The organism is Streptomyces reniochalinae, from assembly GCF_003323735.1.
Classification (GTDB): Bacteria; Actinomycetota; Actinomycetes; order Streptomycetales; family Streptomycetaceae; genus Streptomyces; species Streptomyces reniochalinae.
Genome location: NZ_QOIM01000032.1, coordinates 103334 through 123700, shown reverse-complemented (window position 1 = coordinate 123700; position 20367 = coordinate 103334). Strand labels below are relative to the sequence as shown.

General features: G+C 70.7%; 18 protein-coding genes. 15 read left to right on the top strand and 3 right to left on the bottom strand.

What is annotated here, in order from left to right:
* Positions 1–196: 196 nt before the first annotated feature.
* The 11 genes from pdxS (at position 197) to DQ392_RS12725 (ending at position 12237) form a co-directional block, all read left to right on the top strand.
* The gene (pdxS, locus tag DQ392_RS12775) at positions 197–1129 is read left to right on the top strand and encodes a pyridoxal 5'-phosphate synthase lyase subunit PdxS (RefSeq protein WP_114015696.1); all 933 of its coding nucleotides are present in this window, start codon (positions 197–199) and stop codon (positions 1127–1129) included.
* Between the two features lie 48 nt (positions 1130–1177).
* Positions 1178–1768: a pyridoxal 5'-phosphate synthase glutaminase subunit PdxT gene (gene pdxT / locus DQ392_RS12770; RefSeq protein WP_114015695.1), complete on the top strand. Its 591-nt coding sequence runs from the start codon at positions 1178–1180 to the stop codon at positions 1766–1768.
* A 109-nt stretch (positions 1769–1877) separates the two neighbouring features.
* Positions 1878–2630 carry a YebC/PmpR family DNA-binding transcriptional regulator gene (locus DQ392_RS12765; RefSeq protein WP_114015694.1) on the top strand — a complete coding sequence of 251 codons (753 nt, stop codon included), beginning with the start codon at positions 1878–1880 and terminating at the stop codon, positions 2628–2630.
* A 173-nt stretch (positions 2631–2803) separates the two neighbouring features.
* Positions 2804–3379: a crossover junction endodeoxyribonuclease RuvC gene (gene ruvC / locus DQ392_RS12760; RefSeq protein WP_114015693.1), complete on the top strand. Its 576-nt coding sequence runs from the start codon at positions 2804–2806 to the stop codon at positions 3377–3379.
* Positions 3376–3993, top strand: coding sequence for a Holliday junction branch migration protein RuvA (gene ruvA / locus DQ392_RS12755; RefSeq protein ID WP_114015692.1), 618 nt, complete (start codon positions 3376–3378; stop codon positions 3991–3993). The genes ruvC and ruvA overlap by 4 nt, the downstream gene beginning before the upstream one ends.
* A gap of 4 nt (positions 3994–3997) precedes the next feature.
* Positions 3998–5056 (top strand): Holliday junction branch migration DNA helicase RuvB, encoded by a 1059-nt coding sequence (gene ruvB / locus DQ392_RS12750; protein WP_114015691.1) that lies wholly within the window; start codon positions 3998–4000, stop codon positions 5054–5056.
* Between the two features lie 163 nt (positions 5057–5219).
* A complete protein-coding gene (gene yajC, locus DQ392_RS12745) occupies positions 5220–5756 on the top strand; it encodes a preprotein translocase subunit YajC (protein ID WP_114015690.1) in 537 nt (178 codons plus the stop codon).
* Between the two features lie 178 nt (positions 5757–5934).
* Positions 5935–7761, top strand: coding sequence for a protein translocase subunit SecD (gene secD, locus DQ392_RS12740; RefSeq protein WP_114015689.1), 1827 nt, complete (start codon positions 5935–5937; stop codon positions 7759–7761).
* A gap of 1 nt (position 7762) precedes the next feature.
* Positions 7763–8887 carry a protein translocase subunit SecF gene (gene secF, locus DQ392_RS12735; RefSeq protein ID WP_114015688.1) on the top strand — a complete coding sequence of 375 codons (1125 nt, stop codon included), beginning with the start codon at positions 7763–7765 and terminating at the stop codon, positions 8885–8887.
* 3 nt (positions 8888–8890) lie between these two features.
* Positions 8891–9466 carry an adenine phosphoribosyltransferase gene (locus DQ392_RS12730; protein ID WP_114015687.1) on the top strand — a complete coding sequence of 192 codons (576 nt, stop codon included), beginning with the start codon at positions 8891–8893 and terminating at the stop codon, positions 9464–9466.
* 188 nt (positions 9467–9654) lie between these two features.
* Positions 9655–12237 (top strand): RelA/SpoT family protein, encoded by a 2583-nt coding sequence (locus DQ392_RS12725; RefSeq protein ID WP_114015686.1) that lies wholly within the window; start codon positions 9655–9657, stop codon positions 12235–12237.
* A gap of 134 nt (positions 12238–12371) precedes the next feature.
* On the opposite strand, the gene DQ392_RS12720 is transcribed toward DQ392_RS12725, so the two are convergent.
* Together DQ392_RS12720 and DQ392_RS12715 are read right to left on the bottom strand one after the other, a co-directional pair.
* Positions 12372–13601 (bottom strand): DUF349 domain-containing protein, encoded by a 1230-nt coding sequence (locus DQ392_RS12720; RefSeq protein WP_114015685.1) that lies wholly within the window; start codon positions 13599–13601, stop codon positions 12372–12374.
* A gap of 168 nt (positions 13602–13769) precedes the next feature.
* Positions 13770–14579, bottom strand: a complete 810-nt coding sequence (locus tag DQ392_RS12715; protein ID WP_114015684.1) for a peptidylprolyl isomerase — start codon at positions 14577–14579, stop codon at positions 13770–13772.
* 207 nt (positions 14580–14786) lie between these two features.
* On the opposite strand from DQ392_RS12715, the gene DQ392_RS12710 reads away from it, so the two are divergent.
* From DQ392_RS12710 to DQ392_RS12695, 4 genes are all read left to right on the top strand, one after another.
* The gene (locus DQ392_RS12710) at positions 14787–15506 is read left to right on the top strand and encodes an MBL fold metallo-hydrolase (RefSeq protein ID WP_114015683.1); all 720 of its coding nucleotides are present in this window, start codon (positions 14787–14789) and stop codon (positions 15504–15506) included.
* An 11-nt stretch (positions 15507–15517) separates the two neighbouring features.
* The gene (gene hisS, locus DQ392_RS12705; RefSeq protein WP_114015682.1) at positions 15518–16780 is read left to right on the top strand and encodes a histidine--tRNA ligase; all 1263 of its coding nucleotides are present in this window, start codon (positions 15518–15520) and stop codon (positions 16778–16780) included.
* A gap of 71 nt (positions 16781–16851) precedes the next feature.
* On the top strand, positions 16852–17481 hold the full coding sequence (locus DQ392_RS12700) for a vitamin K epoxide reductase family protein (protein WP_425470522.1): 630 nt from the start codon (positions 16852–16854) through the stop codon (positions 17479–17481).
* A gap of 104 nt (positions 17482–17585) precedes the next feature.
* Positions 17586–18983 carry a replication-associated recombination protein A gene (locus DQ392_RS12695; protein ID WP_114015680.1) on the top strand — a complete coding sequence of 466 codons (1398 nt, stop codon included), beginning with the start codon at positions 17586–17588 and terminating at the stop codon, positions 18981–18983.
* Here the strand turns inward: DQ392_RS12695 and DQ392_RS12690 are convergent.
* Positions 18970–20343 (bottom strand): PP2C family protein-serine/threonine phosphatase, encoded by a 1374-nt coding sequence (locus DQ392_RS12690; RefSeq protein ID WP_114015679.1) that lies wholly within the window; start codon positions 20341–20343, stop codon positions 18970–18972. The genes DQ392_RS12695 and DQ392_RS12690 overlap by 14 nt on opposite strands.
* Positions 20344–20367: the final 24 nt, after the last annotated feature.

Here is a 20367-nt window from a genome sequence, read left to right as displayed (position 1 = left end):
GGGCACGACGACGAGGGTCACGGGTCCGGACAGGGGCGCGGCCCGGAAGACTGAGCCGGCTCCGCGGGGCGAGTGTGCGGGCCACAGCAGAGCGATTGGCCCTTTCCGCGGGTGACCTCGGTCCACGACAGTGGCAGGCGGACCCGGTGAGGGTCCGCCTGCCATCCCCTCATCGCCCCTTTCAGCGAGGTCGAACGTGTCAACTCCGTCCACCACCCCAGCCTCCTCGGAATCCTCAGCGGCCCGTCCCGAGACCGGCACAGCCCGCGTCAAGCGGGGCATGGCCGAGCAGCTCAAGGGCGGCGTGATCATGGACGTCGTCACCCCGGAGCAGGCGAAGATCGCCGAGGACTCCGGCGCCGTCGCCGTCATGGCGCTGGAGCGCGTCCCGGCCGACATCCGCAAGGACGGCGGGGTCGCCCGGATGTCCGACCCCGACATGATCGAGGGCATCATCGGCGCCGTCTCGATCCCGGTGATGGCCAAGTCCCGCATCGGCCACCTCGTCGAGGCGCAGGTTCTCCAGGCGCTGGGCGTCGACTACATCGACGAGTCCGAGGTCCTCACCCCGGCCGACGAGGTCAACCACAGCGACAAGTTCGCCTTCACCACGCCCTTCGTCTGCGGCGCCACCAACCTGGGCGAGGCCCTACGCCGCATCGCCGAGGGCGCGGCCATGATCCGTTCCAAGGGCGAGGCGGGCACGGGCAACGTCGTCGAGGCCGTCCGGCACATGCGCCAGATCAGGAGCGAGATCGGCAAGCTGACCGTCCTGGACGGCAACGAGCTCTACGCAGCGGCCAAGGAGCTGCGCGCCCCCTACGAGCTGGTCAGGGAGGTCGCGGTCGCGGGCAAGCTGCCGGTCGTCCTCTTCTCCGCGGGCGGCGTGGCCACCCCGGCGGACGCGGCGCTGATGCGGCAGCTCGGTGCCGAGGGAGTCTTCGTCGGCTCCGGCATCTTCAAGTCGGGCGACCCGGCCAAGCGCGCCGCCGCCATCGTGAAGGCCACCACCTTCTACGACGACCCCAAGATCATCGCGGACGCCTCCCGCGGACTCGGCGAAGCCATGGTCGGCATCAACTGCGACACGCTGCCCGAGACCGAGCGCTACGCGTCGCGGGGCTGGTGACCCGCGGGTCGGGCCCCGCACCCGCCCCCGGGAAGGACGGTGAGCATCATGTCTGAGCCGACCATCGGCGTCCTCGCCCTCCAGGGCGACGTCCGCGAACACCTGGCCGCCCTCGCGGCGGCGGGGGCGCGGCCCCTCCAGGTGCGCCGCCCGCAGGAGCTGGAGGACGTGGCGGGCCTCGTCGTACCCGGCGGTGAGTCCACCACTATCAGCAAGCTCGCCACCGCCTTCGGTCTGATGGCGCCGCTCCGCGAGCGGGTGGCGGGCGGCATGCCCGCGTACGGCTCGTGCGCCGGGATGATCATGCTGGCGGACAAGATCCTCGACCCCCGTTCGGGACAGGAGACGGTCGGCGGTATCGACATGATCGTCCGCCGCAACGCCTTCGGGCGGCAGAACGAGTCGTTCGAGGCGGCCGTCGAGATGGCGGGCGTCGACGGCGGTCCTGTGGAGGGCGTTTTCATCCGCGCCCCCTGGGTCGAGTCCACGGGCGCGGCGACCCGGACGCTGGCCTCCTACGAAGGGCACCCGGTGGCCGTCCGCCAGGGCCATCTGCTGGCCACCGCCTTCCACCCGGAGCTGACCGGTGACCACCGGGTGCACGCGCTGTTCACGCGGATGGTGCGGGCCGCGGCCTGAGCGCGACGCGCCGGGGGCTCGGAGCCCGTGAAGGGGACGTGAGCACAGCGAGCCGCTGACGGTAGGATCTCCGCGTCGAGAGAAGTTGGGACTGTGAAGGAGCGAGGCTGTGTCCGGCCACTCTAAGTGGGCAACCACCAAGCACAAGAAGGCCGTGATCGATGCCAAGCGCGGCAAGCTCTTCGCGAAGCTGATCAAGAACATCGAGGTCGCGGCGCGGATGGGCGGCGCCGACCCGGAGGGCAACCCGACCCTCTATGACGCGATCCAGAAGGCGAAGAAGCAGTCGGTTCCCAACAAGAACATCGACAGCGCGGTCAAGCGCGGCGCGGGTCTCGAGGCCGGTGGCGCGGAGTACGAGACGATCATGTACGAGGGTTACGGCCCCAACGGCGTCGCCGTGCTCGTCGAGTGCCTGACGGACAACCGCAACCGCGCCGCGTCCGACGTCCGTGTCGCCATGACCCGCAACGGCGGCTCGATGGCGGACCCGGGTTCGGTGTCGTACCTGTTCAACCGCAAGGGCGTCGTCATCGTCCCCAAGAACGGCCGTGGCGAGGACGACGTGCTCGCCGCCGTCCTCGAAGCGGGCGTCGAGGAGGTCAACGACCTCGGTGAGAACTTCGAGGTGATCAGCGAGGCGACCGACCTCGTCGACGTGCGCACCGCGCTCGTCGACGCCGGGATCGACTACGACTCCGCCGAGGCCAGCTTCGTCCCCAGCATGCAGGTGGAGCTGGACGAGGAGGGCGCACGCAAGATCTTCAAGCTGATCGACGCGCTCGACGACAGCGACGACGTGCAGAACGTCTTCGCCAACTTCGACGTCCCGGACGACGTGATGGCGAAGGTCGACGCGTAGCGCTCCACGCGGCCCGGGCAGCCGTCCGGACCGACGATCACGGCACAGGCTCCAGGCGGCCCGGCGGAGACACCTTCCGCCGGGCCGTCGGCTCATGTCGGTGCTCCCCGATAACCTGCGGGAACACGGACACGGACGATCAGCGAGAGCGGAGCGCGGAAGGGGGGACGGCGGTGCGCGTGCTGGGAGTCGACCCGGGGCTGACCCGCTGCGGTGTCGGCGTGGTCGAGGGCGTCGCGGGCCGGCAGCTGACCATGGCGGGCGTCGGAGTGATCCGCACGTCCGCCGAGGCGGAGGTCCCCGACCGGCTGGTGCTCATCGAGCGGGGGCTGGAGGAGTGGCTGGACACCCACCGTCCCGAAGCGGTCGCGGTGGAGCGCGTGTTCACCCAGCACAACGTCCGCACCGTCATGGGCACGGCCCAGGCCAGCGCCGTGGCCATGCTGTGCGCGGCCAGACGGGGGCTCCCGGTCGCGCTGCACACCCCCAGCGAGGTCAAGGCCGCCGTCACCGGCTCGGGGCGCGCCGAGAAGGCCCAGGTCGGCGCGATGGTGACCCGCGTGCTGCGGCTCGCCGCGCCCCCGAAACCCGCGGACGCGGCGGACGCGCTGGCGCTGGCGATCTGCCACATCTGGCGCGGCCCGGCGAACAACCGCCTCCAGCAGGCCGCCGCCGCACGGCAGTCCCCTCCCGCGCCCCCCACGCCGTACAGGAACCGCACGCAGCACCAGAAAGGCACCGTTCGATGATCGCCTTCGTCTCAGGGCCTGTGGCCGCTCTCGGCCCCGACTCCGCCGTGATCGAGGTCGGCGGAGTCGGCATGGCTCTCCAGTGCACGCCGGACACGCTGGCCGGGCTGCGGATGGGCGAGCCCGCCCGCCTGGCCACCTCGCTCGTGGTGCGCGAGGACTCACTGACCCTCTACGGCTTCGCGCAGGACGACGAACGGCAGGTCTTCGAACTGCTCCAGACCGCCAGCGGGGTGGGGCCCAGGCTGGCGCAGGCCATGCTCGCGGTGCACAGCCCCGAGGCGCTGCGGATCGCCGTCGCGGGCGGGGACGAGAAGGCGCTGACGGCCGTGCCGGGCATCGGCAAGAAGGGCGCGCAGAAGCTGCTGCTGGAGCTCAAGGACAGAATCGGGGCCCCGCTGGGCACGGCCGCTGCGCCGCGGGCCGCCTCCGCCTCAGCCGCCGCCGGCTGGCGGGAGCAACTCCACGCCGCTCTCGTCGGGTTGGGTTACGCCACCCGGGAGGCGGACGACGCCGTCGTGGCCGTGGCGCCGCAGGCCGAGGCGGACGGGGGCTCCCCTGATGTGGGGGTTTTGCTGAAGTCCGCACTCCAGTCGCTGAACCGGGCACGGTGACGTCATGACGCACGAGGACCGACTGGTGGACGCCCAGGCCGAGGACGAGGAGCAGGCGGTGGAGGCCGCTCTGCGCCCCAAGCAGCTGGGGGAGTTCATCGGGCAGCCCAAGGTGCGCGAGCAGCTGGACCTGGTGCTGCGGGCGGCGAGAGCGCGCGGCGGCACGGCCGACCACGTGCTGCTGTCGGGAGCTCCAGGGCTCGGCAAGACGACACTGTCGATGATCATCGCAGCGGAGATGGGCGCCCCCATCCGGATCACCTCGGGGCCCGCCATCCAGCACGCGGGGGACCTCGCCTCGATCCTCTCCTCCCTCCAGGAGGGCGAGGTGCTCTTCCTCGACGAGATCCACCGGATGTCCCGCCCGGCCGAGGAGATGCTCTACATGGCCATGGAGGACTTCCGCGTCGATGTGATCGTCGGCAAGGGCCCCGGCGCCACGGCCATTCCGCTTCAGCTGCCGCCGTTCACCCTCGTCGGCGCCACCACGAGGGCCGGGCTGCTGCCCCCGCCGCTGCGGGACCGCTTCGGCTTCACCGCCCACATGGAGTTCTATGAGCCGGCCGAGCTGGAGCAGGTGGTGCGCCGCTCGGCCCAGCTGCTGGAGGTGCGCACCGACCCGGAGGGCGCCGTGGAGATCGCCGGGCGTTCCCGCGGCACGCCACGCATCGCCAACCGGCTGTTGCGCAGGGTCAGGGACTACGCACAGGTCAAGGCGGACGGCGTCATCACCCGAGAGATCGCCTCGGCGGCGCTCGAGGTCTACGAGGTGGACGAGCGCGGCCTCGACCGGCTCGACCGCGCCGTGCTCGGCTCTCTGCTGAAGCTCTTCGGCGGCGGCCCCGTCGGGCTGTCCACGCTGGCCGTCGCGGTCGGCGAGGAGCGTGAGACAGTGGAGGAGGTGGCCGAGCCGTTCCTCGTGCGCGAGGGGCTGCTGGCCCGGACACCGCGTGGCCGTGTCGCCACCCCCGCCGCATGGGCTCACCTGGGGCTCACCCCGCCTCAGCAGACCCCGCGGGGGGCCTCAGGAGGACCTGGACAGCAGGGTCTGTTCGGAGGGTGACGGTACGCGTACGCGTCGGGCCAGGAACCTCGGTGCCATGCTTGACGTTGTTCCATCGGCGAAGGCTCGCTTAGACTCCGCCGACGCCCTCCCTCTGCGGAGGCCTGCCCACCCCGAATACCCAGGCCGCTGAGACGCGGCCATGCGAAGGAACTCTTCCGCCGTGGATCCTATTGCTCTGCTCCCGTTCATCGTGATCATCGGGGCCATGTTCCTGATGACCCGCTCCGCCAAGAAGAAGCAGCGTCAGGCCGCGCAGATGCGTGACCAGATGCAGCCCGGCACGGGCATTCGGACCATTGGGGGCATGTACGCCGTCGTCAAGGAGATCCGAGAGGACACCGTCCTCGTGGAGATCGAGCCCGGCACGCACGCGCTGTTCGCCAAGAACGCCATCGGCGCCGTGCTCTCGGACGAGGAGTTCGACCGCATCACGAACGGCCCCGAGGGCGAGGAGTTCGACGTCGACACGGTGGTTCCGGACGACGCCTCCTCGCTGACCGAGAGCGGGGAGACCTCCGACGCGAAGCCCAACCTCGCCAAGAAGGACGCCGAGGACACCCAGGCTGCCGAGGACACCAAGGGCGCGGACGAGGCGAAGGCCGCCGGGCCGTCCGAGGAGCCCGAGGCCGAGAAGGCCAAGGCCGACACCGCCGAGTCCAAGGACCGCAAGCGGGACGAAGACGCCGACTCCAAGTAAGGTCGGCGCCGCCGGGCCGGGGCACGACCCGACCGCAGGCCGGGGCACCCTCTTGCCGAGGGCGGGGGTCCAGGGCCCGGCGGCGTAGCACGTCCACAGACCACTTCGCGCGCCGCTGTGCCGCGCCCGGCCGAACTCGGGGGGCGGCACGGGCGGTTGGACAGGGAGAATCGAGAAGGTGGCAGCACCGAAGAGGGGCCGCAAGGCCTCCGGCGCCATGGGGAGGCCGTGGCGCTCCCTAGTGCTTATTTTGCTGGTGATGGCCGGGCTGGTCGCAGGGATGTTCCTCTCCGGCCACAAGTCTCCGCGGCTGGGTATCGACCTCGCGGGCGGTACCAGCATCACGCTGGAGGCCAAGAACCAGCCCGGCAAGCCCGACGCGATCAACAAGACCAACATGGACACCGCTGTCGGCATCATCGAACAGCGCGTCAACGGTCTTGGTGTGTCGGAAGCCGAGGTCCAGACCCAGGGCGACCGGCACATCATCGTCAACATCCCCAAGGGCACCAACTCCCAGCAGGCGCGCGAGCAGGTGGGCACCACGGCCCAGCTCTCCTTCCGCCCCGTGCTCACACTCGCTCAGGTCGGTAAGGGCAAGCAGCCCCAGCCCAACCCGTCGTCGTCCGGCTCCGGCAAAAAGTCCGACAAGGGTGCGGACAACAGCGCGGACAAGGGCTCCGACGAGAGCGCGGAGAAGGGCTCGGACAAGGGTGCGGACGAGAGCGCGGACGAGGGCTCGGGTCAGGAAGGCGGACAGGGCGGGCAGGGCCGCGCCGTCACCGAGGGCCTGACCGCCAAGACCGCCCCGGAAGACCCCACTCCGACGCCGACCGAGTCCGGCGGCAAGAAGGAGACCCCCGACCCCTCGACGCCGCCGCAGCAGCCGCAGCAGCCCGGGATCCCGGCCGACGTCGCCAAGAAGCTCAACGCGCTGGACTGCGGCACCAAGGAAGCCCGCGCCAAGGCCAGCGAGAAGGCCGCGGGCTCCAAGGGCTCGCAGCCGATCGTCGCCTGTGACGCGAAGGAACCGATCAAGTACGCGCTCGGTCCCGTCGCCGTGCAGGGCAAGAACGTCGACAAGGCAAAGGCGGTCTTCGACCAGCAGCGCAGCCAGTGGATCGTCCAGATGTCGTTCAACGACAAGGGCTCCGACCAGTTCGGCGACGTCACCGGCAAGCTCTCGAAGAAGCCGCAGCCGCAGAACCAGTTCGCCATCACGCTGGACGGCCAGGTCCAGTCCGCGCCGACCGTGCGCGAGAGGCTGACCAACAACGCGGAGATCTCCGGCAGTTTCACCCAGGAGTCCGCGCAGGAGCTGGGCAACATCCTCTCCTACGGTGCGCTGCCGCTCTCCTTCGAGGAGTCCGACGTCACCACCGTCACCGCCGCGCTGGGCAGCGACCAGCTGACGGCCGGTCTGATCGCGGGCGCCATCGGCCTCGCCCTGGTGGTCCTCTACCTGCTGTTCTACTACCGGGGTCTGTCGCTGATCGCGGTCTTGAGCCTCCTCGTCTCGGCCCTCCTGACGTACGCGATCATGACACTGCTCGGCCCTGCGATGGGCTTCGCGCTGAACCTGCCCGCGGTCTGCGGCGCCATCGTCGCCATCGGCATCACGGCGGACTCGTTCATCGTCTACTTCGAACGCATCAGAGACGAGGTGCGCGAGGGCCGTACGCTGCGGCCCGCGGTCCAGCGGGCCTGGCCGCGCGCCCGGCGCACGATCCTGGTGGCGGACTTCGTCTCGTTCCTCGCCGCCGTGGTGCTGTTCATCACCACCGTCGGCAAGGTGCAGGGCTTCGCGTTCACGCTGGGCCTGACCACCGCACTCGACGTCGTCGTGGTCTTCTTCTTCACCAAGCCGGTCATGACGTTGCTCGCCCGCAGGAAGTTCTTCTCCGACGGACACCCCTGGTCGGGACTCGACCCCAAGCGGCTCGGAGCCAGGCCACCCCTGCGGCGCGGCCGGCGCACCGTCAGCACCGACACGAAGGAGGCGTGAGATGTCCCGTCTCGGCAATCTCGGCGCCCGGCTCTACCGCGGCGAGGTCGGCTACGACTTCATCGGGCACCGCAAGATCTGGTACGGCGTCTCGATCCTGATCACCATCACGGCGATCGTCGGGCTCGTCGTCCGCGGCCTCCACATGGGCATCGAGTTCGAGGGCGGCGCCGTCTTCACGACGCCCAAGACGGCCGCTTCCGTGGAGCAGACCACGGACGCCGCGGAGCGGGTCTCCGGCCACCAGGCCATCGTCCAGGCGCTCGGCGACGGCGGAAAGCGCGTCCAGATCGCCGAGGTCGACACCAAGACCTCCACCGAGGTCAAGGAGAAGCTGGCCGACGAGCTCAAGGTCGACGCGAACAAGGTCGACGCCCAGTTGGTCGGGCCGAGCTGGGGCGAGCAGATCGCCAACAAGGCGTGGCAGGGCTTGGGGATCTTCATGATCCTGGTGGTGCTCTATCTCGCCATCGCCTTCGAGTGGCGGATGGCGCTGGCCGCCCTCATCGCCCTCATCCACGACATCACCATCACCGTCGGTGTCTACTCGCTCGTCGGATTCGAGGTCACACCGGGCACAGTGATCGGTCTGCTGACGATCCTCGGCTACTCGCTCTACGACACCGTCGTCGTCTTCGACGGCCTGAGAGAGAGCAGTAAGAACGTCACCAAGCAGACCAAGTTCACCTACGCCGAGATCGCCAACCGCAGTATCAACGGCACGCTGGTGCGTTCCATCAACACCACCGTCGTCGCGCTGCTGCCGGTGGCCGGCCTGCTGTTCATCGGCGGCGGAATGCTCGGTGGCGGCATGCTCAACGACATCGCGCTCTCGCTGTTCGTGGGTCTGGCTGCGGGCGCCTACTCCTCGATCTTCATCGCCACGCCTCTGGTCTCCGACTTCAAGACGCGCACGCCGGAGATGAAGGCCCTGGCCAGGCGCGTGCACACCAAGCGGGCCAAGGCGGCGGAGCGCGAGTCGCACGAGCAGGACGGGCCGGACGACGACGGCGACGAGGACGGCCCCCGCACCGGCCGCGACGGGCGTACCGCCGCCGCGGTCTCCGGGCAGCGGCGGCAGCCGCCCGCGCGCGGCCGCGGCAGGCCGTCCGGAAAGCGCAGGTGAGCGGTGGGTACCCGCGAGTCATCCACCGCCTCGCAGCTCCCCGACGGGGTGAGGGAGCTGCTGGCCGACCGGATCCACGACGTGGCCGACTACCCCAGGCCCGGGGTGATGTTCAAGGACATCACGCCGCTGCTGGCCGACGCCGAGGCGCTCTGCGTCCTCACGGACGTGCTGGCGGGGATCGCACGGGAACACGGCGCCACCAAGATCGTCGGCCTGGAGGCGCGCGGCTTCATTCTCGGAGCCCCGACGGCGGTCCGCGCCGGCGTCGGCTTCGTGCCCGTCCGCAAGGCCGGCAAGCTCCCCGGGGCCACGCTCTCCCAGGCGTACGACCTCGAATACGGCAGCGCGCGGATCGAGGTCCACGCCGAGGGGCTCACCGAGGGTGACCGGGTGCTGGTGGTCGACGACGTGCTCGCCACCGGCGGCACCGCTGAGGCCGCCGTGCAGCTCTTGCGGCGTACAGGCGCCGAGGTCGTCGGCCTCGCCGTGCTGCTGGAGCTCGGCTTCCTGGAAGGACGCGGCAGGGTCGAGCGCGCTCTGGCGGGCGCGCCACTGGACGCCCTGCTCGCCGTCTGAGCGGCCCGCGCCCCGCCGTCCACGGCGCGGCGTACGAGGCGGCCCCCCGGCACGTCGTCCGACGGCGGGGAGGCCGCCTGTCGTCGTCTCCGCCCCTCCGAGGAGTTCCCACCCCCCCTTCGAGGAGGGGCCGTGCCGCCGGGGTGGCTACCATGGCAGTCGGACCTGGGGTCGACCGAGGAGTGCTCTTGCCAGACGAGGCCCAGCAGCTCACCGCAGCACAGCGCAAGGAAGCGGAGGCCGCCGGCGAGGCGGCGCAGCGCCGGCAGGGCGCCGCGGCCGACGGCGCGCTGCCCGCGAAGAGCGAGGGCACAGGACGGTCCCGTTCCGCCGACACCGCCACGAAGCAGGGCGGCAGCCCGCACAGCGGCTCAGGGCGGAGTGGAAAGAGCGCCGAGAGCGGCTCCAGGGATCGTGTGGCGCCCGCGCGTGCCGTCTCCGGGGTCTCGGGCCGCTCGGGCTCCTCCAACCGCGTACGCGCCCGTCTGGCGCGTCTGGGGGTGCAGCGCGCCAGCCCGTTCAACCCGGTGCTGGAACCCCTGCTGCGGATAGTGCGCAGCAACGACCCGAAGATCGAGTCCACCACACTGCGCCAGATCGAGCGGGCGTACCAGGTCGCCGAGCGCTGGCACCGCGGTCAGAAGCGCAAGAGCGGCGACCCGTACATCACCCATCCGCTCGCCGTCACCACGATCCTGGCCGAACTCGGCATGGACCCGGCCACCCTGATGGCCGGGCTGCTGCACGACACCGTGGAGGACACCGAGTACGGCCTCGACACCCTCCGTCGCGACTTCGGCGACCAGGTGGCGCTCCTCGTCGACGGCGTCACCAAGCTGGACAAGGTCAAGTTCGGCGAGGCCGCGCAGGCCGAGACGGTGCGCAAGATGGTCGTCGCCATGGCCAAGGACCCCCGCGTCCTGGTCATCAAGCTCGCCGACCGGCTGCACAACATGCGCACGATGCGCTACCTCAAGCGGTCCAAGCAGGAGCAGAAGGCCCGCGAGACGCTGGAGATCTTCGCACCGCTCGCCCACCGGCTGGGCATGAACACCATCAAGTGGGAGCTGGAGGACCTCGCCTTCGCGATCCTCTACCCCAAGATGTACGACGAGATCGTGCGGCTGGTCGCCGAGCGGGCACCCAAGCGGGACGAGTACCTGGCGCTGGTCACCGACGAGGTCCAGGCCGACCTGCGCGCGGCCCGCATCAAGGCCACCGTCACCGGGCGCCCCAAGCACTACTACAGCGTCTACCAGAAGATGATCGTCCGCGGCCGGGACTTCGCGGAGATCTACGACCTGGTGGGCATCCGCGTCCTCGTGGACACCGTGCGTGACTGCTACGCAGCGCTGGGCACCGTCCACGCCCGCTGGAACCCGGTTCCCGGGCGGTTCAAGGACTACATCGCGATGCCCAAGTTCAACATGTACCAGTCGCTGCACACGACGGTCATCGGGCCCGGCGGCAAGCCCGTCGAACTGCAGATCCGCACCTTCGACATGCACCGCCGCGCCGAGTACGGCATCGCCGCGCACTGGAAGTACAAGCAGCAGGCCGTCGCCGGCGCCTCCAAGGTGCGCACCGACGTGCCCAAGGGCGGCGGCAAGGGCGGTGCCGCCGACGACACGATCAACGACATGTCGTGGCTGCGGCAACTCCTCGACTGGCAGAAGGAGACCGAGGACCCCGGCGAGTTCCTGGAGTCCCTGCGGTTCGACCTCTCCCGCAACGAGACCTTCGTCTTCACCCCCAAGGGCGACGTCATAGCACTGCCCGCCGGAGCCACCCCGGTCGACTTCGCTTACGCCGTGCACACCGAGGTCGGACACCGCACCATCGGCGCACGCGTCAACGGCCGCCTGGTGTCGCTGGAGTCCACCCTCGACAACGGCGACACGGTGGAGGTCTTCACCTCCAAGGCCTCGGGCGCCGGCCCCTCCCGGGACTGGCTCAACTTCGTCAAGTCGCCCCGCGCCCGCAACAAGATCCGCGCCTGGTTCACCAAGGAGCGGCGTGACGAGGCCATCGAACAGGGCAAGGACGCCATAGCGCGCGCGATGCGCAAGCAGAACCTGCCCATCCAGCGCATCCTCACCGGCGACTCGCTGGTCACCCTCGCCCACGAGATGCGCTACCCCGACATCTCCGCCCTCTACGCCGCCATCGGCGAGGGCCACGTTTCCGCGCAGAGCGTCTGCCACAAGCTGGTGCAGGCGCTCGGCGGGGAGGACGAGGCGAAGGAGGACATCGCGGAGACCGCGCCGCCGATGCCGGCGCGAACCTCGCGCCGGCGCACCAGCGCCGACCCGGGTGTCGTCGTCAAGGGCGCCGGATCGGACGTGTGGGTCAAACTCGCCCGCTGCTGCACGCCCGTGCCGGGCGATCCCATTATCGGGTTCGTCACCCGGGGCAACGGCGTCTCGGTGCACCGCACCGACTGCGTCAACGTCGACTCCCTCACCCAGGAACCGCAGCGCATCCTCGACGTCGAGTGGGCGCCCACCCAGTCGTCCGTCTTCCTCGTCGCCATCCAGGTCGAGGCGCTCGACCGCAGCCGGCTGCTGTCCGACGTGACGCGCGTCCTGTCCGACCAGCACGTCAACATCCTCTCGGCGGCCGTCCAGACCTCCCGCGACCGCGTCGCCATCTCGCGCTTCACCTTCGAGATGGGCGACCCCAAGCACCTCGGACACGTGCTCAAGGCGGTACGCGGGGTGGAGGGCGTGTACGACGTCTACCGGGTGACCTCCGCGAGGCGGCCCTCGTAGGTGTGACCGGACGTTGCGGTGCGGGCCGTCTGCCACTCCGCCGGCCCCTCACCGCTGTGGCCGCGGCGACGACGGTGAGGGGGACGGTGTGCGGGGGGCGGCCTCGGCAGTAGCGTTCGGCCGCCCCGTCGGGGTCACCCGCCGAATTCCTGGAGGCCCTTTTGGGCCTGGTCGAGCAGGGCCTGGCGGCCCTCCAGCTCGCGTTCCAACTTGGCGGCCTTGGCGGTGTTCCCCGCGGCCCGTGCCTTCTCCAGTTGCGCGTGCAGCTTGTCGACGGCGTCCTGGAGCTGGCCCGTCAGCCCCGCCGCGCGGGCCCGCGCCTCGGGGTTGGTGCGGCGCCACTCGGCTTCCTCGGCCTCCTGGATGGCGCGTTCCACGGCGTGCATCCGGCCCTCGACCCTGGGCCGGGCGTCGCGCGGGACGTGGCCGATGGCGTCCCAGCGTTCGTTGATGCCGCGGAAGGCGCCGCGCGCGGCCTTCAGGTCGGTGACCGGCAGCAGCTTCTCCGCCTCGGCGGCCAGTTCCTCCTTGCGGGAGAGGTTCTCGCGCTGCTCGGTGTCGCGCTCGGCGAAGACCTCGGCGCGGGCCTGGAAGAAGACGTCCTGGGCGCCCCGGAAACGAGCCCACAGGTCGTCCTCGTGTTCCCGCTGGGCCCGTCCCGCGGCCTTCCAGTCCTGCATGAGGTCGCGGTACTTGGCGGCCGTGGGGCCCCAGTCCCGCGAGCCGGAGAGCGCTTCGGCCTCGGTGACCAGCTTCTCCTTGCGCTGCCTTGCTTCCTCACGCTGCGCGTCGAGCTGCGCGAAGTGGGCCTTGCGGCGCTTGGAGAAGGCCGAGCGCGCGTGCGAGAAGCGGTGCCACAGCTCGTCGTCGCTCTTGCGGTCGAGCCGCGGCAGGCCCTTCCAGGTGTCGACCAGCGCCCGCAGGCGTTCACCGGCGGCGCGCCACTGGTCGCTGTCCGCCAGCCGTTCGGCCTCGGCGACCAGTTCCTCCTTGGCGTGCCGCGCCTCCTCGGACTGCTGGGCCTTGCGGGCCTTGCGCTCCTCGCGGCGCGTCTCGACCTTTCCGGCCAGCGTGTCGAGGCGGGCACGCAGCGCCTCGAGGTCGCCCACGGCGTGGTGGGCGTCGACCTGCTCGCGCAGGTGCTCGATCGCGGTGGTGGCGTCCTTCGCCGACAGGTCGGTGGTCTTGACCCGGCGCTCAAGCAGGTCGGTCTCCACGACCAGACCGTCGTACTTGCGCTTGAAGTAGGCGAGGGCCTCGTCGGGCGAGCCCGCCTGCCACGACCCGACGACCTTCTCGCCGTCCGCCGTACGCACGTACACAGTCCCCGCGTCGTCGACGCGGCCCCACGGGTCGCTGCTCACAGCGCCTCCTCCACAAGATGCCCGGGAGGGGCGTTGCTGGCCCCCCGGCATCGTCCACGGTTCTCGTCACAGCCAACATAGGCGACCGGCGCCCGCGCTGTCCGCATCCGGCGGGCGGCGAATTGCCGGTCCGGGACGGCGGATGCGCGGGCGGCGACGGCCGGTCCTTCAGGACTTACGGACCGTAGCCTTGTCGATCACCACGGTGGCGTTGGGCGGGCCGTCGCCCTGCGGGGCCGCCACCCCCGCGTCCGCGATCTTCTTCAGCACCTTCATGCCGGAGTCGGTGACCTTCCCGAACGGCGTGTAGTTGGGCGGAAGCGCGCTGTCCTTGTAGACGAGGAAGAACTGGCTGCCGCCGGTGTCCGGGCCGCTGTTGGCCATCGCGACGGTGCCGGCCGGGTACTCGGCGCCCTTGAGGTTCTCGTCGTCGAGTTCGTAGCCGGGGCCGCCCGCCGGGCTGCCCTTCGGGGAGCCGCACTGCAGCACGTACAGCGGCTTGGGCTTGGGCAGCGCCGTCATCCGGTGGCAGGGCGAGTGGTCGAAGTACTTCTCGCCTGCCAGGAAGTTGAAGGAGTTGACGGTGTGCGGGGCCTTGTCCGCGTCCATCTCGACGGGGATGTCCCCGCAGCTGGTCTCCAGCTTCATCGTGTAGTCGGCGGACTCGTCCACCGTCATGGCCGGTTCCTTCTTCCACTGCTTGTCGCTGGGCTCGCCCTTGGCGGGCTTGTCGCAGGGGTCGGGGGCCTTGCTGGTGGGTGCCTCGGAGGGCTTGTCGGCCGCTTCGTCCTTCTTCTCGTCCCCGTTCAGCCCGCCCGTGGCGGCATAGGCGCCGCCGGCCGCGAGGACGAGCACCACGCCGATGGCGATCGCCGTATTGCGGACGCGGGCCCTGCGCCTGGCTTCTTCCTTGCGCTTGAGGTACCGCTCGTACTTCTCCCGGGCGAGCTGCTTTCTGCGCTGCTCACTGCTGACCACGGTCTCGTCTCCTTCGAGGCGTCGCACCTGCGGGGGCTCACGTACCGTATACGTCTCCCCTGTGGGCCGCCCCGCCCTCGTTGGTGCTTCTTACCTGTTGGCCCGGCGTACACCGGCGCCGGTAGGCTGGCTGCTGCCTGACCGGCGAAGCGCCTGCTCGGCCGCTTCGCCGCTGTGATCCGCTGTCGGACGAAATGAAGGACGATCGTGCTTGTTGCGGGGTTCCCCGCCGGGGCCTGGGGGACCAACTGTTACCTGGTCGCCCCCGCCGCCGGTGAGGAGTGCGTGATCATCGACCCTGGCCACCAGGCCGCCGAGGGGGTCGAGGAGGCCGTCGCCAAGCACCGGCTCAAGCCGGTCGCGGTGATCCTCACGCACGGCCACATCGACCACGTCGCCTCCGTCGTCCCCGTCTGCGGTGCGCACGACGTGCCCGCCTGGATCCACCCGGCCGACCGCTACATGATGAGCGACCCGGAGAAGGGCATCGGGCAGACCATCGGAGCGCCCCTGATGGGCGAGCTGACGGTGGGCGAGCCGGACGACGTCAAGGAGCTGTCCGACGGCGCCGCGCTGCGGCTGGCCGGGCTGGAGTTCACCGTCGCGCACGCGCCCGGCCATACCAAGGGGTCGGTGACGTTCAGGATGCCCGAGAAGGCGGACGTACCGCCTGTGCTGTTCTCGGGCGACCTGCTGTTCGCCGGCTCCGTCGGACGCACCGACCTGCCCGGAGGCGACTCGGAGGAGATCCTCGGCTCGCTGGCACGCGTGTGCCTGCCGCTGGAGGACGAGACCGTGGTGCTGGCCGGGCACGGCCCCCAGACGACGATCGGCACCGAGCGCGCCACCAACCCCTTCCTGCGGCAGGTGGCGGCCGCCGGGCCAGGAGGCGGCGTCGGCGACGCCGCCCCGCGACGAGGAATGTGACGAGAAGCCACGTGAGCACCTTCAACGCCCCCAAGGGCACCTACGACCTGCTGCCGCCCGACTCCGCGACGTACCTCGCCGTGCGCGAGGCCATGGCGGCGCCGCTGCGCAGGTCGGGATACGGCTATGTGGAGACGCCCGGATTCGAGAGCGTCGAGCTGTTCGCACGCGGTGTCGGCGAGTCCACCGACATCGTGACGAAGGAGATGTACACCCTCACCACCAAGGGCGGCGACGAGCTGGCGCTGCGCCCCGAGGGCACCGCCTCGGTGCTGCGCGCCGCGCTGGAGGCCAACCTCCACCGGGGCGGCAACCTCCCGGTGAAGCTGTGGTACTCGGGCTCCTACTACCGCTACGAGCGCCCGCAGAAGGGCCGTTACCGGCACTTCTCCCAGGTGGGGGCCGAGGCCATCGGTACCGAGGACCCGACGCTGGACGCCGAGCTGATCATCCTGGCGTACGACGCCTACCGTTCACTCGGGCTGAGCGGTTTCCGGCTGCTGCTCAACTCCCTGGGCGACCGCACCTGCCGCCCCGTCTACCGGGCCGCACTCCAGGAGTTCCTGCGCGGCCTCGACCTGGACGAGGACACCCGCGCCCGCGTCGAGATCAACCCGCTGCGGGTGCTCGACGACAAGCGGGAGAGCGTCCAGCGGCAGTTGGCGGGGGCGCCGATGATGCGCGACCACCTGTGCGAGGAGTGCGAGGCATTCCACGAGGAGGTGCGCGCGCTGCTCACCGACGCGGGCGTCCCCTGCGAGGACGATCCCCGGCTGGTGCGTGGACTCGACTACTACACGCGTACCACTTTCGAGTTCGTTCACGACGGCCTGGGATCCCAGTCCGCGATCGGCGGGGGCGGCCGCTACGACGGTCTCTCCGAGATGATCGGGGGGCCTGAGCTGCCGTCCGTCGGATGGGCACTGGGGGTGGACCGCACGGTCCTCGCGCTGGAGGCGGAGGGCGTCGCTCTCGCGCTGCCCGCGGTCACCGAGGTGTACGCGGTGCCGCTCGGCGAGGAGGCCAGGCGACGGCTGTTCCGCCTGGTCACTCAGTTGCGCAGGGAGGGCGTCGCGGCCGATCTCGCCTACGGCGGCAAGGGCATGAAGAACGCCATGAAGTCGGCCAACCGTTCCGGGGCGCGCTTCGCGCTGCTGCTGGGCGAGCGCGATCTCGCCGACGGCGTCGTCCAGCTCAAGGACCTCGCGAGCGGCGAGCAGACCGCCGTCGAGCTGGCGGCCGCGGTGGCCGGGGTACGGGACAAGCTGCGCTGACCACACAGCGAGTTGGGGCAGAATGAGCCCGGTACCGGACATGACCAGATGACGGGACGAAGGCTATGACGATGACGGCACCCCCCGGTGAGGCGCATGCGACCGCTGACGCACCGAAGGGGGGTGCCGTCGGCGCGAGCAAGGCGTTCGGCTGGATGCTGATCATCACCGGCGCCGCGGGCCTGCTCGCGTCCTGGGTCATCACGCTGGACAAGTTCAAGCTCCTGGAGGACAAGAACTTCAAGCCGGCGTGCAGCATCAACCCGGTCATCGCCTGCGGCAACATCATGCGCAGCGACCAGGCCGCGGCCTTCGGCGCCCCCAACCCCATGATCGGCCTGGTGGCCTACGGCATCGTCGTCTGCGTCGGTGTCTCCCTGCTCACCCGCGTCACCTTCCCGCGCTGGTACTGGCTGACGTTCAACGCGGGCTGCCTCTTCGGTGCCGGCTTCGTGTCGTGGCTCCAGTACCAGTCGCTGTACGTGATCGGCAACCTGTGCCTGTGGTGCTGCCTGGCCTGGGTCATCACCATCGTCATGTTCTGGTACGTGACGGCGCACAACGTCCGCAACGGGTTCCTGCCCGCGCCCGCTGCGGTGCGCGGCTTCGCGGACGAGTTCCCGTGGGTGCTGCCGGTGCTGCACATCGGCGTGATCGGCGTTCTCGTCCTCACGCACTGGTGGGACTTCTGGACGGGCTGACCCCGCCGTCGGCATGGTGGGGGACCCCGCGCTGAGGGCGAGGCGCGTGCGAGCGACCCGGCGGGCGGGACCTTCGTCGGTGGCCTGACTTAGGGTTTCTTGTTGTGGAGCCCGATCTTTTCACCGCAGCAGCAGAAGACCGCCAGGCCAAGGACCCCTCCGCCAGCCCGCTGGCCGTGCGGATGCGCCCGCGCGACCTGGACGAGGTCGTGGGGCAGCAGCATCTGCTGCGCCCGGGCTCGCCGCTGCGCCGCCTGGTGGGGGAGGGCGGCGGCGGCCCCGCGGGGTCCTCGTCGGTGATGCTGTGGGGCCCTCCGGGCACCGGCAAGACGACGCTCGCGTACGTCGTCAGCCAGGCCACGGACAAGCGGTTCGTGGAACTGTCGGCGATCACCGCAGGGGTCAAGGAGGTGCGTGCCGTCATCGACGGTGCCCGCCGTTCCTCGGGCGCCTACGGCAAGGAGACCGTCCTCTTCCTCGACGAGATCCACAGGTTCAGCAAGGCCCAGCAGGACTCCCTGCTGCCCGCGGTGGAGAACCGCTGGGTCACCCTGATCGCCGCGACGACGGAGAACCCGTACTTCTCCGTGATCTCGCCGCTGCTCTCCCGTTCCCTGCTGCTGACGCTGGAGCCGCTGACCGACGACGACATCCGCGGACTGCTGCGGCGCGCCGTCGCCGACGAGCGCGGGCTCGACGCCCGTGTCACCCTCCCCGAGGACGCCGAGGCGCACCTGTTGCGCATCGCGGGCGGCGACGCACGGCGCGCGTTGACGGCGCTGGAGGCGGGCGCGGGCGCGGCGATGGCCAAGGGCGAGTCCACCGTCGCCCTGTCCACCGTCGAGGAGGCGGTGAACAAGGCCGCGGTCAAGTACGACCGGGCGGGCGATCAGCACTACGACGTGGCCAGCGCGCTGATCAAGTCCATCCGCGGCTCGGACGTGGACGCGGCGCTGCACTACCTGGCGCGGATGATCGAGGCGGGCGAGGACCCGCGGTTCATCGCCCGCCGTCTGATGATCTCCGCGAGCGAGGACATCGGGCTCGCCGATCCCCAGGCGCTCCAGACGGCGGTGGCCGCGGCGCAGGCCGTCGCCATGATCGGTTTTCCCGAGGCCCGCATCACGCTGAGCCAGGCCACGGTGGCGCTGGCGCTGGCCCCCAAGTCCAACGCGGTCTACCTCGCCGTCGACGCGGCGCTCGCGGACGTGCGGGCGGGGCACGCCGGGCCCGTGCCGTCCCACCTGCGGGACAGCCACTACAAGGGCGCGCAGAAGCTGGGCCACGGCAAGGGCTACCAGTACCCGCACGACCTTCCCGGCGGTATCGCGGCCCAGCAGTACGCGCCGGACGAGGTCCACGGCAGGCGCTACTACGAGCCCACCGGGTACGGCGCGGAGGCCCGCTACGCCCAGGTGGCCGAGCGCGTCAGGGCGCGGCTGCGCGGGGAGGACGTCCAGCGCCCGCCGAGCGGCGAGCAGGGGCCTGCTACAGCCGGATGACGACCAGCGCGACGTCGTCCACGGAGCCCTCGCTGACGCCCAGCCCGGCCAGCAGCGCGTCCGCCAGGTCCTCGGGGCCCAGGCCGCCGCGTTCGGAGACGGCCGCGGTCAGGCGCGCGAGCCCCGTGTCGATGTCCTCGTCCCGGCGTTCGATGAGGCCGTCGGTGTACAGGACGAGGACGTCTCCCGGGGTGTAGGCCCGGGTGGCCTGCGCGCGCGGTTCCGCCTCGTCGGCGCGGGTGGCCAGTGGCGGATCGGTGGCCTGGTCGAGGAGTTCGCAGCTGCCGTCCGGGCGCCGCAGGATCGGCGGCGGGTGGCCCGCGCTGCTGTAGGTGAGCGTGCGGTGCTGGCTGTCGACCACGACCTTGACGGCTGTCGCGTTCATCGCCCCCTCGACGGTGCCCGCGTACAGGCCCAGGACCTGTAGGGCCCTGGCGGGGCCGTCCGTGGCGCGCATCGCCGCGCTGAGCGCGCTGCGCAGCATGCCCATGACGGCTGCCGCCTCCAGGCCGTGGCCGACCACGTCGCCGACGGCCGCCGCGAATCTGCCCTCGTGGGTGTCGGTCACGTCGTACCAGTCGCCGCACACGTTGAGGGTTCCCGCGGCCGGCAGGTAGCGGACGGCGACGTTCGGCCGGGGGAGTCCCGGCGAGTAGAGCATCGCTTCCTGGAGGGTGAGCGCCACCTGCCGTTCCTGGGCGTTGGACCGGCGCAGTTCCTCGTTGATCCGGACGAGTTCCTGGGCCCGCGCGTACAGCTGCGTCGTCAGATCGGGCGCGGTCTTGCCGGTGGGCGGGTCGGCTGGTTGCGCGCCCTCACGGGCCGCCACCTGTGTGCCGTCCCGCGACGGCAGGTCCGCGCCGTCTGCCGTCGCCTCGGTGAGGGCGGGGATGCTGCCGTGCTGCTCCTGGTAGGAGCGGATGAAGCCGGTCATGTCCTCTTCGCGGCACAGCACGGCCTCCACGGATCCGTCCGGGGCCAGCAGTGGGGTGTTGACCGTGTGCCACCAGCGCTCCTCGAAGACCCCGGGCTTGCCGGCGACCGGGATGTCGTACTTCTGGAGGGGGATGACGTCCACCTTGCGGAAGGTGATGACCCGGTGCAGCGAGGATTTCAGGCTGCGGATGCCGTCGGCCTCGGGGTCGGCGCGGTTCTCCGGGAAGACGTCGAAGATGTGCTTGCCGACCAACTCGTCCCTGATGCGCAGGGTGAGCTCCAGATACGCGCGGTTGACGTCCCTGATGACCAGGTCGGGGCCCAGCAGCGCGTAGGCGCTGGGCGAGGCGGCGAAGAGGGCCGCGTAGTCGATCTCCGGAGACGTCACACGCTCCCTGCCGGCTTCCGGGCAAAAGGGACACATCCACTCTAGTGAGGGCTGTGGCCT

Bases quoted from the DNA above. Each gene is read 5' to 3' on its own strand.
- pdxT (WP_114015695.1), top strand. From the start codon at position 1,178: ATGTCTGAGCCGACCATCGGCGTCCTCGCCCTCCAGGGCGACGTCCGC.
- ruvA (WP_114015692.1), top strand. From the start codon at position 3,376: ATGATCGCCTTCGTCTCAGGGCCTGTGGCCGCTCTCGGCCCCGACTCC.
- ruvB (WP_114015691.1), top strand. From the start codon at position 3,998: ATGACGCACGAGGACCGACTGGTGGACGCCCAGGCCGAGGACGAGGAG.
- secF (WP_114015688.1), top strand. From the start codon at position 7,763: ATGTCCCGTCTCGGCAATCTCGGCGCCCGGCTCTACCGCGGCGAGGTC.
- DQ392_RS12700 (WP_425470522.1), top strand. From the start codon at position 16,852: ATGACGGCACCCCCCGGTGAGGCGCATGCGACCGCTGACGCACCGAAG.
- DQ392_RS12690 (WP_114015679.1), bottom strand. From the start codon at position 20,343: ATGTGTCCCTTTTGCCCGGAAGCCGGCAGGGAGCGTGTGACGTCTCCG.